This is a genomic window from Roseovarius sp. MBR-79, assembly GCF_053628555.1.
The window spans coordinates 1-14,512 of the sequence record NZ_JBRJGP010000015.1; the positions used below are offsets into that span (position 1 = coordinate 1).

Genomic DNA, 14,512 nt, shown 5'->3' on the forward strand with positions numbered 1-14,512 from the left:
TGTCCGCGCCTCCGTCCAAATGTCTCTCAGGACCGATCTTGCCATGAAGAGGGCGGATCGCCGAGGAGAAACGTGATCATCCGGGATGGAGCACCTAGCGGCACGCGCAACCGTATATGCCAGCGACTTGTTCGCGGGCAAAACCGTTGTCGTGACCGGCGCTGGCGGTGGTCTGGGTCTGGCCATTGCGGTCCTGTTCGCCAGGTTGGGTGCCAGTCTTGCGATCAATGGACGTGACGCGGAAAAGCTGACCTCGGCCAAGGAATTTCTCGAAACTTTTGGCGGCAATGTGTTTGCCATGCCCATGACCATCCGCGACCCAGAACGGGTCGAGGGTTTTGTCGGTGAGGTCAATCGGGAATTCGGTTCGATTGACGTTCTGGTGAACAATGCCGGAGGACAGTTTCCCCAGGCGGCGCTGGATTTTTCCCCAAAAGGCTGGAACGCGGTCATCGACACCAACCTCAACGGAACCTGGTGGATGATGCAATCCACCGCGCGCCGCTGGGTCGAGCAAAAGCGTCCCGGCTCTATCGTGAATATCGTGGCCGATATTTGGCGCGGGATGCCGGGCATCGCGCATACCTGTGCGGCGCGGGCAGGGGTGATCTACCTGTCCAAGTCGGTCGCGGTCGAATGGGCACCGCACGGCATCCGTGTGAATTGTGTGGCACCGGGCTGTTGCGAGAGTACTGGTTTCAGTCGCTATCCCGAGGATGGTGCGGCAACCTTTCAGGACTCGAATCCGATGCGGCATGCAGGCGACGAATGGGATGTTGCCGAAGGCGTTGTTTATATGGCGGCCAATTCAGGGAAATTTGTGACCGGTGAAGTTTTGAACATAGACGGCGGTCAGCAGTTGTGGGGAGATCCCTGGCCAACAGGCAGACCGGATTATTTCCGGATTTCCTGACGCAAGCTACGAACCTAGTGGGGACAACAGGATTAGATGACAGCAAAAAGCAAATCAGCAATCGGCATCGGTGATCGTGCGATACTGGAGTGCAGCGGGATCGAGCGCCGGTTTGGCGGTATTGTCGCTGTCACGGGTGTGGATATCTGCATTCGGGCGGGCGAAATTTTTGGCCTCGTCGGTCCGAATGGTAGTGGCAAGACAACGCTTGTCAACGCGATCACCGGGTTTTTCCCGCCGAATGTGGGGACAGTCCGACTGGCCGACAAGGACATCACCGGCACGACGCCTCACAAGGTTGCAAAGCTCGGGGTCGCCCGGACATTCCAGAACCTCGCCCTGTTCAACGGGATGAGCGTTCTCGACAACATCCTGCTCGGGCGGCATATCCACATGAATCCGGGCGTTTTGCGCACCGCACTTTATTGGTGGGCGGCTCAGCGTGAAGAAATCGAGAACCGTAAAATCGTCGAGGAGGTGATCGAGTTTCTGCAACTTGAGAGCGTCCGGCACGAGCTGGTCGATGGCCTTCCGATCGGGCTAAAAAAGCGGGTCGAACTGGCCCGGGCGCTGGTGGCAGAGCCGCAGATGCTGATCCTCGACGAGCCGATGGCGGGCATGAACCAGGAAGAAAAGGGGTATATGTCCCGCTTCATTCTGGATGCGCGGGCGGAACGCGGCGTCAGCGTGTTGCTGATCGAGCACCATATGGATGTCATCATCGGCATTTGTGACCGGATGCTTGCGTTGAACTATGGCGAAATGATCGCCAGCGGCATTCCGAGGGAGGTTGTGAACGACCCCCGGGTCATCGAGGCTTATATCGGAGGGTCTCATGGTTGAGGGGGCAAAAATGCAGTCTTCGGGGGACAATACGCTCGGCGCATTGCTGGCGCGGAACGCGTCGCGCCACGGAACGGATATCGCGCTTCGCGAAAAGGAACGCGGCATCTGGAAGGAAACCACCTGGGCCGAATATACTGAAGAGGTTCTTGAATGCGCGACTGGTCTTGAAACGCTCGGTGTCGCGCCCGGCAAGGCCGTGCTCATCCTGGGCGACAATCGTGCCCGGCTCTATATGAGCATGATCGCGGTCGCGCTGCTCGGGGGCTATGCGATGCCAGCTTATCCAGGCGCGACGCTCGAAGAGCTTCAGCATTTCCTTGGCGAGGTCGAAATCGTCGCGGCCGTCGCCGAAGACCAAGAGCAGGTGGACAAGATCCTTGAGGTGCGAGACGCAGGGGCTCGCGGCATTGCTCACATTATCTATGACGAAGCGCGCGGGCTTAGCTTTTACGAGATTGATGGCCTGATGTCCTGGGACCATCTAACCGCGGTGGGTCGGCACGTCCTCAACGAAGATCCGCATAGGCGCGAAAACCTCCTGCATCGGACCAAGCCAGAAGATCCGGCAATTTTTCTGCACTCGTCGGGCACAACGGGCAAACCGAAGGGCATAGTTTTGAGCCAAAAGAACGTTCTGGCCGCAGCGCGCAACGGGCACGCTGGCGGTACATTCGACGAAAACGAGGAAATCCTTGCCTATCTGCCCATGGCCTGGGTCGGCGACTACGCCATAACGGTCGCAGCCGCGTTGCTTCTGCGTTTTACTGTGAATGTGCCGGAGCGACAAGAAACAGTCCTTCGTGACATGCGCGAAATTGCGCCGACCTTCTATCTGGCAGCCCCCAGAAGCTGGGACCAGATGTTGACAACAATCCAGGTCGGAATGGAGGACTCAACCCCATTGAAGAAATGGTTGTACCATTTCTTCATGGACCGGGCTATTGCCGCCGAAACACGAAAGCTGAACGGTCAGGGCGGCGGGATCTTGGAACCATTGGGCCGACTATTGGGCGAGGCGATCATCTTCGGCCCGATCAAGGACCAATTCGGCATGAGCCGCTTGAGGAATGCATTCACCGGCGGCGAGGCGATCGGCGAAGACACGTTCGTATTTTATCGCGCCTTAGGGATCAAGCTGCGCCAGTTTTACGGTCAGACCGAGAACAGCGCGATCAATGCAATTCAGTCACCAGAGGAGGTGCGCCTTCATACGGTTGGCAAACCCGTGCCAGGCGTCGAAGTGAAGATCGCGGAGGATGGGGAAATCCTGTTGCGCTCTGACAGCGTGTTCGAGGGATATTTCAACAAGCCCGAAGCAAGCGCAGAGGCCCTGGAGGGCGGGTGGCTGCATTCCGGCGACGCCGGCTATCTGGAGGAGGACGGCCATCTTGTGGTTCTGGGACGCGTGTCCGAAGTCATGCACACGGCAGGCGGTGAACGGTATGTGCCCAACTATATCGAGAACAGGCTGAAATTCAGCCCGTATATAAAGGATGCCGCCGTGATCGGCGCCGGTCTGGACGAATTGACGGCAATGATCTGTGTGGACTTCGAATCGGTAGGACATTGGGCCGAGGTGAACGGTGTACCTTACGTGTCCTATTCGGATTTGTCGCAACGCGACGAGGTAGCCCTGCTTCTGCGCGAGGCTTTCGAGCGGGTGAACAAGGTCATCCCCGAGCCGCTACACCTGAAGCGCTTCGTAAGTCTGCCGAAGGAGTTCGATCCGGACGATGGAGAAATAACCCGAACAAGGAAACTGCGTCGGAAGGTCGTTCAGGAACGCTATGCAGACGTTATCGCGGCACTCTATGACGGATTTAACGAGGTCCATGTAAGTGCGCAGGTGACTTACGAAACCGGTGAAACGGGGAAGGTCGACCGAACTCTTCCCATAAGGGAGGTATGAATGGACTGGGTCTTTCTGACAGAGCTTGCGATCAACGGTGCCCTTACGGGTCTGCTCTATTCGCTTTTTGCCATTGGCCTCGTGCTGATTTACAAAGCATCCTCGGTGCCAAATCTGGCACAGGGGGGACTGACGATGCTCGGGGCATACGTGGTTCTCGCGCTCGCGCGCGACGCGGGTCTGCCGATGTGGCTAGCCATTCCGTTGGCGGCAGTTCTCATGTTCGGCCTTGGCTTCGGTATCGAGCGTGTTGCTCTCAGGCGCCTCGCTGGACGTCCTGTTGTCATGATCCTGATGCTGACACTTGGCCTCGACATTTTCCTGCGGGGCACGACGCTTGCCATCTGGGGTGGGACGTCGCGTCCGATTGAGCTGGGCGTCAGCTATGAGCCGCTGTTTCTGGGCGATATCTTCATCAGCCGCATCCATCTCGTTGGTGCCGGAGTTGCGCTCGCGCTGTTTGTTGCCTTCATGCTGTTCTTTCGGACCCGGACCGGGATTAAATTACGGGCGATTGCGGACGATTACATGGCGTCGTGGTCGGTCGGGATTTCGGTAGAGCGCGGGGTGGGGCTTTCTTGGGCACTGGCGTCGGTGGTGGCCTTGGCGACAGGTGTCATATGGGGCGAAATTCAGGGCGTCGATCAGGCGCTTTCGCTCTTGCTCTTAAAAGGTCTGACAGTCGCTGTTCTGGGTGGTCTCGACAGCATTCTGGGTGCGGTGATTGCGGGGATCATCCTTGGCATTATCGAAAACGTCGGCGCAGATTTTCTCGATCCGCTTGTCGGCGGCGGGAGTCGTGAACTCATCGTCGCCGCAGTCCTGATTCTCACGGTCATGATCCGTCCGCACGGACTGTTTGGCCGCCACGACATCGAAAGGGTGTAGTGATGTTTTATCGACTTTCCGGTGTCCATCACGCCAACTTCATATCGGACAGCCGCATGTTCAAGGTTCCAGCAGACCGGAATTTGGCGGTGTTCTTCCTTTTGTTCGGACTTGGGGCACCGTTCATCATACCGTCGCTTTACCTGAACAGTTACATGCTGCCTTGGTTGATTTGGACGGCGGCCGCCCTGGGACTGAACCTGGTGACGGGATGGGCCGGGCAGCTTCATCTGGGCTATGCCGCCGTCATGGCCGTCGGCGCATATTCGGCGATTCACGCTGCGCGGTTCGGGGTGCCTTGGGAATTCGCTCTGATCATCGGCGGGCTGGCGTCGTCGGTGATAGGTAGCCTGTTCGCCTTTGCCGCCTTGCGGGTGAAAGGTCTCTATCTCGCGCTTACGACGCTGGCGATGCAGTTCGTGATGGACTGGGTTCTGAACCACTCACCAGCGATTTCCGGGGGCTCGCACGCCTCGCTCCAATCGCCGACGCTGGCGCTGCTCGGACAGGAGATCACCTCCGATACCGGCTTTTATTATGTCGCGTTTGGTTGGTGTGTGCTGGTGACAATCTTCATGCTGAACCTCAAGCGCACCGGGCTGGGGCGGGCGCTGGTCGCCGTGCGGGAAAAGGACTTTGCCGCCGCGATCCTAGGCGTGAACAGTTTCTACTACAAGATCCTGGCCTTCGCGACATCGTCCTTCATCGCAGGGGTCAGCGGGGCCTTGCTGGTCGCGACCTTCTTCTTTCTGGCGGCACCGGAGCAGTTTTCGGTAAACGTATCAATTCAGGTACTTGCGATGGTGATCGTCGGCGGATTGTCGAGCATAATCGGTACTTACTTCGGGGTTGCTCTAATCCTGTTGGTGCCGGGGTTGGTGAACGGTTTTGTCGTCGTGACGAGCCAAGCGCTTGGCATGAAGATCAACGTTGAAACGCTCGCCCATATCCCGAACGCGGTCTATGGCGCGCTGATCGTCATCATTCTTCTGATCGAACCGTTAGGGCTGGGAAAGCTCTACGGCAACATCAGGGATTATCTGATGGTCTGGCCCTTCGATCAGCTCAGAAAGTAAAGGGAGAACCCGATGCAGGAAAAAGTCGAAGCCCCGTGCATTCTGGCGATGAACAGTGTCGAAGTGCTGTACGACAACGTAATGCTGGCGATCAAAGGTGTTTCGGTTCAAGTGCCAAAGGGCGAGATGATCGCACTTCTGGGTTCGAACGGAGCGGGGAAAAGCACAACTTTGAAAGCGATCAGCGGTCTTTTAAAGTCCGAACGCGGACATATCAGCCGGGGTGAGATCACGTTCGAGGGGACCAACATTACCGAAATGCTCGCGCAAGAGCGCGTGGAGATGGGGATCTGTCACGTTATTGAAGGGCGGCGTGTCTTTGAACATCTGACACCAGACGAAAACCTTACCGCGGCCGCACCGAAGGGAATGTCCCGATCAAAGCTGAATGTGGAAAAAGATAAGATATACAGCTATTTTCCCCGGCTTGCCGAGCGCCGAAATTCGCAGTCAGGCTATCTGTCGGGCGGTGAACAGCAAATGCTTGCCATAGGTCGGGCGCTGGTGACCCAGCCGAGTTTGCTGATGCTCGACGAGCCGAGTCTTGGGCTTGCGCCTTTCTTGGTGGCCGAGATCTTTGGGATCCTTCAAAAGATCAACCGGGAGGAGGGCATGTCAGTTCTTCTTGTGGAGCAGAACGCTCTCGCCGCTCTGGAGATCGTTTCTGAAGGATATCTGATTGAAAATGGTCGAGTGGTTATGCACGGCACCGCTGAAGCCCTGAAGGCCAATTCCGACATTCAGGAATTTTATCTTGGCGGTGGGGAAGGCACTGATTTTCATAATGTCAAACATTACAGTCGACGCAAGCGTTGGCTGAACTGAGATCCGAAAGGGTAAAGGTTCTAGGTGAATAATATGCAACAAGTTGCCAAGGCGTTAGCGGTTTTTTCGGTGACTGATGGTCTTATGTCCGGTGCCAAGGCTTTGGCCGCGCCCGTCGAAGTTGGCGTCGCTTACGATCTCTGCAAGCCCTATACGATTGGCTCACCAACAATTTCGCAGGCGGCGATGGATCCGATCATCTTGGGAGTCGCGCGGAACGCTGTGGATCTCCGCAGGCTGCCGATTACGCAGCACTCCTACAGCGCAGGAGTTGATGCACTGGAAGACTTCGATGCAAAAGGTCTGGTGTCCCAAGTAGCATTAGCGGTCGCCCCCCATGGCACCGACCAGACGCGCATCGAGATATGAAGCAGCCAGGTATGGGATTCGCGAACAGATTGGATTGCCGAACATACCGTTATCAGTTGAAACGTGGTCCCGGAAGGTCCTCGAAATACGGTTAATGCAGGTATGGCGGCAGAAGGCGCAGTGTCACGCGGGGGATGCGTCGGAACAAGTAAAAAGACCCCGCACCCAGTCCAAAGGGAGAGAGAGAGAAATGAAACTCAAACAGCACGTCAAGGCAGCGGCCCTTGCCACTGCTTTCGCATCGAGCGCTGCGGTCGCATCAGCCCAAGCCGAAGAGCCAATTCGGTTTGGCCTTTGCTTTGACCTCAGCAAGTCCTATTCCTTCGTCTCGCCACAGGTGGCGCAGGCCGCTCAGGATCTCGCGATGTACACCAACGACAATGGCGGCATCGAAGGCCATCCCGTTGAAATTATCGTCCGCGACCATGGCAACGAACCCCAGCGCGGCGTGGAATGTTATGAGCAACTCAAGCGTGAAGGTGTCTTCAACTTCTACTTCCTGTCTACGCCGGTGACCAACGCGGTGCTGCCGCGTGCCATGAAAGACGGAAATATCCTGATGCAAACTTTTGTTGGTCGCGGCGACGCAGTGGACGGTGAGGTGTTCGAATGGGTCTTTCCGGTTGGGCCGACCTACTGGCAGCAAGCGGCAAACGATGTGGCCTTCATCAAGGAGCAAATGGGTGGCAATCTCGAAAACGCAAAAATCGGCTTCATCTATCTGGATTATCCGTTCGGTCAGGAACCGATCGAGATTCTGAAGGCCATCTCCGAGAAAGAAGGTTTCGAGCTGGACCTCTATCCGGTTCCGTTGCCGGGGTCTGACCAGTCCGGCGCTTGGAGCAATATCCGACGCGACAAGCCTGACTATGTGATCAGCTGGCTTCTGGCTGGTGGACACGTGGTTGCGTCCAAGGAAATGCGCCGCAACCGCTTTCCGATCGACCGCTATCTGTCGGTGAACTGGATGAACGAGGTTGATATCAGCAATATTGGAGCGGAAGAGGCCAAGGGCATCCTGCGCGGGACCAATGTTGCCGGTGGCCAAGATGTGCCGATCGTCAAGACGATGCTCGAGACTTACTATGCTGATGGCAAGGGCTCAGGCCCTGAAAGCCTGGTTCGCGACGTTTATTACAACACTGGAATGGCCATCTATTCGACCGGGTTCGAAGCTGCGCGGCTGGCGATCAAGGCGAACGGCTGGCCGCTGACGCCCGAGACCATGAAGGCGGCCTTTGAGTCGATCGAAAACTTCGATGCCAATGGCCTGATGGCCCCCGTGACCGTCACGCCCTCGGATCACGGCGGCGGCGGCAAGACGCGCGTCGAACAGTGGGACGGTGACACTTGGGTTCCGCTGACCGACTGGAGCGCCGACTATCTCGATGTGGTGTGGGAAGTGATCAAAGAAAGTTCGGCGAAGTTCACGGTTGAATGAGTATCGACTTCCCCGCAGCGCAACAGCTGCGGGGGAACCCTCACGGCATCAAACCCGAAAAATTTACGACTTGGAGAGGCGTGGCTGATGAACCCCATCGACGTGACGATTGAAGACGGAATCGCAACGGTTTGCATTGACCGGCCCGAGCGCAAGAACGCGTTGTCGGTGGCAGCAACGAACGCGCTGACCGATGCCTGGGAGACAATCGAAGCCGATGACAGTGTCCGCGTGGCGATTCTTACCTCGACCGATTGCGGCGTGTTCTGCGCCGGGCTGGACCTCAAGGAAGCTGGGCAGATCGCGCGCGACGAAGGCGTCGATATCCTGATGAAAATGCGCGACCCTTTTCATGAAACGATGCGCGCCTGCAAGAAGCCCATCATCGCGGCCATGACCGGATCGCTGATGGCGGGGGGCATGATGCTGACGCTGAATTGCGATCTTCGCGTCGGCCTCAAGGGCACTAGGGTCGGCATCACCGAGGTCAAGATTGGCCGTGGCTCACCCTGGGCGGCCCCGGCGCTGTCGATGCTGCCGCAACCTGTCCTCATGGAAATCGTTTTGACCGGAGATCTGATGCCCATCGAGCGGCTGCATGGGTATGGGTTTACCAACTATCTCGAGGATACGCCGGACGCCGTGCGCGCGCGGGCGTTCGATCTTGCCAAACGGATCGCCAGCGCCGCACCGCTCTCTGTGGTGGCGGCCAAAGGCAGCGTTCGCGCCACCATGGATTTGGGCTGCGCTGGCGGTCTGGAAGCGGGCAAGCGGCTGCACGAGGTCGTTTACGCCAGCAATGACGCGATCGAAGGACCGAAGGCTTTTGCCGAAAAGCGATCGCCGGTCTGGACAGGAACCTGATGGAGACCTTAATGACCGACCTTATTCGCTTGGACAGGGATGGCCCAGTCGGTATCCTGCGCTTCCTCCAGCCCGAGAAACGGAACCCCTACAGCATCGCGTTCGTTGAGGAATTGGTCACGTATCTGCGTGAGGCCGAACGGGACGATACGATCCGCGCCATGGTCATGACCGGTGGCGAACACTTCAGCAGCGGGGGTGACCTGGTCGGCTTCCAGGCTGAGATCGCCAAGGGCGCGAGGGCCACATCCGAAATGGTCGACAAGGTTCATGATGGTGGGCGCGCCGCCTATCTCTTTCGCAAACCGTTGATTTCCGCAGTCTGCGGCGTCGCGTTCGGTGCCGGTCTGAGCTTGGCCCTGTCGGCGGATATCATAGTGGCCGCCGAAGATGCCCGGATATGCGAGGTTTTTGCCCGTGTGGGCGGGTGTCCCGATACCGGATCGAGCTGGCTTCTTCAGCAACGCGCCGGCGCGGGGGTGGCGCGGATGCTTGTGCTCACGGGCCGCGAGATTGATGGGCAGACCGCGAAGGACCTCCGCGTTGTGGAAGAGTGCGTTCCGGCCAAACAGGTTGAGCAGCGCGCGCTTGAGATCGCTCACGAGATTGCCCCACATCCGATGTTCGGCGTGCAGACCGCCAAGCGCGTGATGCGCGCTTCGGCGGAATGTAGCTATTTTGAAGCACTGGAAATCGAGCGTGATGCCCAAAGCGTTCTGCTGTGCGCGCATGACTTTCCCGAAGCCATGAAAGCGTTCTCCGAAAAACGAAAACCCTGCTTCCAAGATCGCTAGATCTATTGAAGCCAAATCGCAAACTCAAGGAGACCATGCCAATGAAGGTGCTTGTGCCTGTCAAGCGTGTGATCGACTATAACGTGAAGGTCCGTGTGAAGGCGGACGGGAGCGGTGTCGATCTTGCGAATGTGAAGATGTCGATGAACCCGTTTGACGAGATTGCCGTCGAAGAGGCGATCCGCCTCAAGGAAGCGGGCAAGGCCGATGAGGTTATCGCGGTTTCCATCGGCGTTAAACAGGCGCAAGAAACCCTGCGCACGGCGCTGGCCATGGGCGCGGATCGCGCGATCCTCGTGATTGCCGCCGATGACGTGCATCAGGATATCGAGCCGCTGAGCGTGGCCAAGTTCTTGGCGAAAATCGTCGAGGAAGAGCAGCCGGGCCTCGTGCTCTGCGGCAAGCAGGCGATCGACAATGACATGAACGCCACCGGCCAGATGCTCTCGGCGCTCCTGGGCTGGTCTCAGGCGACCTTTGCCTCGAAGCTCGCCATCGAGGGCGATCATGCGCTGGTCACGCGCGAGGTGGATGGCGGTCTGCAGACGATCAAGGTCAAGACGCCCACGATCGTCACCGTCGATCTGCGCCTCAACGAGCCGCGCTATGCGTCGCTGCCCAATATCATGAAGGCCAAGAAAAAGCCGCTGGATGAGAAGACCGCCGCAGATTACGGCGTCGACGTCACCCCCCGGCTGGAAGTTACCGGCACATCCGAGCCCGCAAGCCGCGCGGCCGGTGTGATCCTCGGCTCTGTCGACGAGCTGGTTGCGAAACTCAAGGAAGTAGGAGCCGTATGATGTCTGTTCTTCTTCTCGCCGAAGCCACCGATGGGGAACTGGCGCTCGACGCCACCGCCAAGGCCGTGACCGCCGCTGCCAAACTGGGCGATGTCACCGCTCTGTGCTGTGGCGCATCGGCTGCCGCGGCAGGGGCCGCTGCGGCCAAGATCGCCGGAGTGAAAAAGGTGCTCGTGGCCGAGGATGCCTCGCTGGGGCACCGCTTGGCCGAGCCCACCGCCGCGCTGATCGTGTCGCTCGCAGGCGACTACAGCCATATCGTCGCCCCCGCCACCACCGATGCTAAAAACGTGCTGCCGCGCGTGGCGGCGCTGCTTGATGTGATGGTGATTTCCGACGCCTCGGGCGTGGTGGATGCCGACACATTCGAGCGTCCGATCTATGCTGGTAACGCCATCCAGACCGTGAAATCGCGTGACGCGAAAAAGGTCATCTCCTTCCGTACCTCGACCTTTGACGCGGCGGGAGAACAGGCGGCAGCCCCCATCGAGACCATCTCGGCCGTGACCAACCCCGGCCTGTCGGAATGGATCGAGGACAAGGTTGCAGCCTCGGACCGCCCCGAACTGACCTCTGCCGGGATTGTCGTATCGGGTGGACGTGGCGTTGGCTCCAAGGACGATTTCGCGCTGATCGAGAACCTCGCGGACAAGCTGGGCGCGGCCGTTGGCGCGTCCCGTGCGGCGGTCGACTCGGGCTATGCGCCGAACGACTGGCAGGTCGGGCAAACCGGCAAGGTCGTGGCACCGAACCTCTACGTTGCCGTGGGCATCTCCGGTGCAATCCAGCATCTTGCGGGCATGAAGGACAGCAAGATCATCGTCGCCATCAACAAGGATGAAGAAGCGCCGATTTTCCAGGTGGCCGATTATGGCCTCGTGGCCGACCTCTTCACCGCCCTGCCGGAACTCACCGAAAAGCTGTAACCGATACTGGAAGGCCCGCCACCCGGCGGGTCTTTCCCGTGGGCGCAGAATTACTCGCCTTTGCCCAGTATGCTTTTGTTATGTTCTCCAAGCAAAGGGGCCGGGAGGTAGTCGTGCCTTGCAGGGGTAGCCGAAAACCGAACTGGTGGGCGTGTCGTCCAGATGGCGCCTTCCGTTGGATGATTGATCTGCTGAAAGAAACCGGTCGCGGCAAGATGAGGATCGCTGGGCAGGTCCGACAGGTTTCGCACCGGCATAGCGGGAATGTCGGCCTGTTTCATCAGGACAAGCCATTCTTCAGTTGTCCGTGTCAGCGCGATCTGCGCCACCAGATCGTAAAGTGCGCCAATGTTTCGGCTGCGGGTATCCATATCGGTAACCCATGGGTGGGCGAGCATGTCATCGCGCCCGACCGCCTTGAAGAACCGCGCCCATTGCACGTTGGTGTAGGGCAGGATCGTGATGAACCCGTCCGATGTCTGAACCGGGCGGCGGTGGGGGACCAGCATGCGATTATAGCCGAAATCCTGTGGTGTGTCCTCGAAAGTGGCGCCATCCATGTGCTCAACCAGCAGGAACGCCGAAAGCGTTTCGAACATCGGCACCTCGACATGCTGGGCCTCGCCCGTGCGCTCGCGGTGGAACAGGGCCGCCATGACGGCATAGGCCGCCGTGACGCCGCCAAGCTTGTCGGCAAGGATCGTCGGAGCATAGGCGGGCGCGGCCTCAGGGTCGCGCATTGATGCCAGGCTGGCCAACCCCGAGACCGACTGGACGATGTCGTCGAAGGCTGGTTTGGCGGCATAGGGCCCGTCCTGCCCGAAGCCGGTGGCGGATACCGTAATCAGATTCGGGTTCTCGCGGCGCAATGTGTCGGGATCGAGCGACAGTCGGGCAAGCGCTGCCGGTCGGATGCTTGAAATCATCACGTCAGCATCTGCCAACAGCTTGCGGAGACGGTTGCGATCGGCTGGCGTCTTGAGGTCGAGTATAACACTACGCTTGTTGCGGTTGGCCCCCAGAAAGGCGGCCCCCATCAACTTGTTGCGTGACGGCTGGACCTGGCGCAAGAGATCTCCCTCGGGGCTTTCCACCTTGATCACATCCGCCCCCAGATCGCCCAGCATTTGCGTGGCTAGGGGGCCGAAAACCACCGAAGTCAGATCAATAATCTTCACGCTATCAAGGATGGCGGGCTTCTGCGCGGCAGTCATCTATGTGAGCATCCTGTTTTATGCACGAGGGTCAAACTCGGCGCGGATGGCTTTACCGTCCGCGTCGAAAGCCGGGCAGGCGCCAAGGGTCGTCTCTCCGAGGCTGCGCCGAATCGGGGGCGCAGGAACTTTGATTTCGCCAGACGGCGTGCCGATGGTGGATCGGTCAAGCTGCGGATGGCCGGAAAGGGACGCCACGTCGTTCACCGCCCCGGATGCTATGCCCGCAGCGTCGAGCAGCTTCAGCATCTCGGCGCGGTCATGCGAGGCGAACACGGTCTTGATGAGCGCTTCGAGCGCGGGCTTGTTGTCAATTCGCGCCGTGTTGTCATGAAACCGGGGGTCGGCTGCCAGAGTTGCACCGCCCAGTATGTGTTCACAGAACCGTTGCCATTCGCCGCTGTGCTGCACGGTAATGACGACAAGCTGACCGTCCTTGCACTCATAGGCGCCGTAGGGGCAGATCACCGTATGGTTCAGACCGACGCGGGGCGTCGGTTTGCCAAGATAGTCGTGATAGAGCAGCGGAACCGACATCCAGTCGGCCATCACGTCGAACATGGCCACCGAAACGCCGCTACCTTTGCCGGTGCGCTCACGCCCGATCAGCGCTTCGCAGATCCCGGCATGGGCTGTCATGCCCGTGGCGATGTCGCAGACCGACACGCCAACCCGCCCCGGCCCGTCCGGCGTGCCGGTCACCGATGCCAGGCCGCTTTCGCATTGCACCAGAAGGTCATAGGCCTTGGCGTTGCGCATCGGGCCGTCTTCGCCGTATCCGGTGATGTCGCAAGTCACGAGACGCGGGAACCTCTCTCGCAGACTCGCGGAATCCAGACCCAGCTTTGCCAGGGCGCCCGGCAAAAGATTTTGAATGAACACATCCGCGTTTTCCAGCATTTTCAGCAGGATATCGCGATCTTCTGCTGCTTTGATATCCAGTGCGACCGATTCCTTGCCCCGGTTTAGCCATGTAAAATAGGCGCTTTCGCCGTTGGCGGCAGTATCATAGGCGCGCGCGAAATCGCCCACGCCCTTGCGTTCGACCTTGATCACCCGCGCACCGGCATCGGCAAGCCGCGAAGAGCAAAAGGGCGCCGCCACCGCCTGTTCGAGCGCGATGACGAGCTTGCCGGAAAGGGGGGCTGAACTTGAATCTGACATGGCGTTCTTTCAAGTGAACCTATGGGATTGACAAAATCTAACAGCTGTTAGAAATATTATCAATACGATTAACCAGGAATGGACCATTTGAGGAGAATGCCGGTGCCGGACGCCACAGGACCAGACCAGATATTCCAACGCGCGCTGACAAACGGGGAGATCATGCTGCCCAGGTGCGATGATTGCGGAGCCTATCATTTCTTTCCAAGGGTCCTGTGTCCGCACTGCCATGGGACCGCGATCTCTTGGCATCCCGCCAGCGGCAAGGGCCGGGTCCACACCACCACTGTCGTGCGTCAGAAGCCCGAGCGCGGCGGCGACTATAACGTGTGCGTGGTGGAACTGGAGGAAGGCGTTCGGATGATGAGCCGGGTCGAAGGCATTGCCCCCGGTGACATTGTCATCGACATGGCCGTGACAGCCTTCGTGGGCGAGGCCGAGGGCCAACCGGCTGTGCTTTTCAAGCCAGTGGAGGTATAACTC

15 protein-coding genes are annotated in these 14,512 nt (G+C 58.8%); 13 read left to right on the top strand and 2 right to left on the bottom strand.

Going from position 1 to position 14,512, the window contains the following annotated elements; translation table 11 throughout:
* Nucleotides 1-85: 85 nt before the first annotated feature.
* From ACSSV8_RS14715 to ACSSV8_RS14770, 12 genes are all read left to right on the top strand, one after another.
* Nucleotides 86-913, top strand: a complete 828-nt coding sequence (locus tag ACSSV8_RS14715) for an SDR family oxidoreductase (protein ID WP_454282950.1) — start codon at nucleotides 86-88, stop codon at nucleotides 911-913.
* A gap of 36 nt (nucleotides 914-949) precedes the next feature.
* Nucleotides 950-1,756 (top strand): ABC transporter ATP-binding protein, encoded by an 807-nt coding sequence (locus ACSSV8_RS14720; protein WP_454282951.1) that lies wholly within the window; start codon nucleotides 950-952, stop codon nucleotides 1,754-1,756.
* A complete protein-coding gene (locus ACSSV8_RS14725; protein ID WP_454282952.1) occupies nucleotides 1,749-3,668 on the top strand; it encodes an AMP-dependent synthetase/ligase in 1,920 nt (639 codons plus the stop codon). Before ACSSV8_RS14720 ends, ACSSV8_RS14725 begins: the two co-directional genes overlap by 8 nt.
* Nucleotides 3,669-4,556 carry a branched-chain amino acid ABC transporter permease gene (locus ACSSV8_RS14730; RefSeq protein WP_009820012.1) on the top strand — a complete coding sequence of 296 codons (888 nt, stop codon included), beginning with the start codon at nucleotides 3,669-3,671 and terminating at the stop codon, nucleotides 4,554-4,556. It abuts the gene before it with no gap.
* A gap of 2 nt (nucleotides 4,557-4,558) precedes the next feature.
* Complete coding sequence (locus ACSSV8_RS14735; protein WP_454282953.1) at nucleotides 4,559-5,632, top strand: branched-chain amino acid ABC transporter permease; 1,074 nt, start codon at nucleotides 4,559-4,561, stop codon at nucleotides 5,630-5,632.
* A 12-nt stretch (nucleotides 5,633-5,644) separates the two neighbouring features.
* A complete protein-coding gene (locus ACSSV8_RS14740) occupies nucleotides 5,645-6,457 on the top strand; it encodes an ABC transporter ATP-binding protein (protein ID WP_454282954.1) in 813 nt (270 codons plus the stop codon).
* 33 nt (nucleotides 6,458-6,490) lie between these two features.
* Entirely contained in the window at nucleotides 6,491-6,826 is a 336-nt protein-coding gene (locus ACSSV8_RS14745) for a hypothetical protein (RefSeq protein WP_454282955.1), read from the top strand.
* A 190-nt stretch (nucleotides 6,827-7,016) separates the two neighbouring features.
* On the top strand, nucleotides 7,017-8,267 hold the full coding sequence (locus tag ACSSV8_RS14750; protein WP_454282956.1) for an ABC transporter substrate-binding protein: 1,251 nt from the start codon (nucleotides 7,017-7,019) through the stop codon (nucleotides 8,265-8,267).
* A gap of 87 nt (nucleotides 8,268-8,354) precedes the next feature.
* Nucleotides 8,355-9,131: an enoyl-CoA hydratase/isomerase family protein gene (locus ACSSV8_RS14755; protein ID WP_454282957.1), complete on the top strand. Its 777-nt coding sequence runs from the start codon at nucleotides 8,355-8,357 to the stop codon at nucleotides 9,129-9,131.
* Between the two features lie 11 nt (nucleotides 9,132-9,142).
* Entirely contained in the window at nucleotides 9,143-9,925 is a 783-nt protein-coding gene (locus ACSSV8_RS14760) for an enoyl-CoA hydratase/isomerase family protein (RefSeq protein WP_037240245.1), read from the top strand.
* Between the two features lie 41 nt (nucleotides 9,926-9,966).
* Nucleotides 9,967-10,725, top strand: coding sequence for an electron transfer flavoprotein subunit beta/FixA family protein (locus ACSSV8_RS14765; protein ID WP_454282958.1), 759 nt, complete (start codon nucleotides 9,967-9,969; stop codon nucleotides 10,723-10,725).
* Nucleotides 10,725-11,651, top strand: coding sequence for an electron transfer flavoprotein subunit alpha/FixB family protein (locus ACSSV8_RS14770; RefSeq protein ID WP_454282959.1), 927 nt, complete (start codon nucleotides 10,725-10,727; stop codon nucleotides 11,649-11,651). The genes ACSSV8_RS14765 and ACSSV8_RS14770 overlap by 1 nt, the downstream gene beginning before the upstream one ends.
* A gap of 50 nt (nucleotides 11,652-11,701) precedes the next feature.
* Here the strand turns inward: ACSSV8_RS14770 and ACSSV8_RS14775 are convergent, their stop codons facing one another.
* Nucleotides 11,702-12,865, bottom strand: a complete 1,164-nt coding sequence (locus tag ACSSV8_RS14775) for a CaiB/BaiF CoA transferase family protein (protein ID WP_009820003.1) — start codon at nucleotides 12,863-12,865, stop codon at nucleotides 11,702-11,704.
* 18 nt (nucleotides 12,866-12,883) lie between these two features.
* Nucleotides 12,884-14,029, bottom strand: coding sequence for a CaiB/BaiF CoA transferase family protein (locus tag ACSSV8_RS14780; protein WP_454282960.1), 1,146 nt, complete (start codon nucleotides 14,027-14,029; stop codon nucleotides 12,884-12,886).
* Between the two features lie 96 nt (nucleotides 14,030-14,125).
* Here ACSSV8_RS14780 and ACSSV8_RS14785 point away from each other — a divergent pair, with 96 nt between their 5' ends.
* Nucleotides 14,126-14,509, top strand: a complete 384-nt coding sequence (locus ACSSV8_RS14785; protein ID WP_009820001.1) for a Zn-ribbon domain-containing OB-fold protein — start codon at nucleotides 14,126-14,128, stop codon at nucleotides 14,507-14,509.
* The last annotated feature ends 3 nt before the right edge of the window (nucleotides 14,510-14,512 follow it).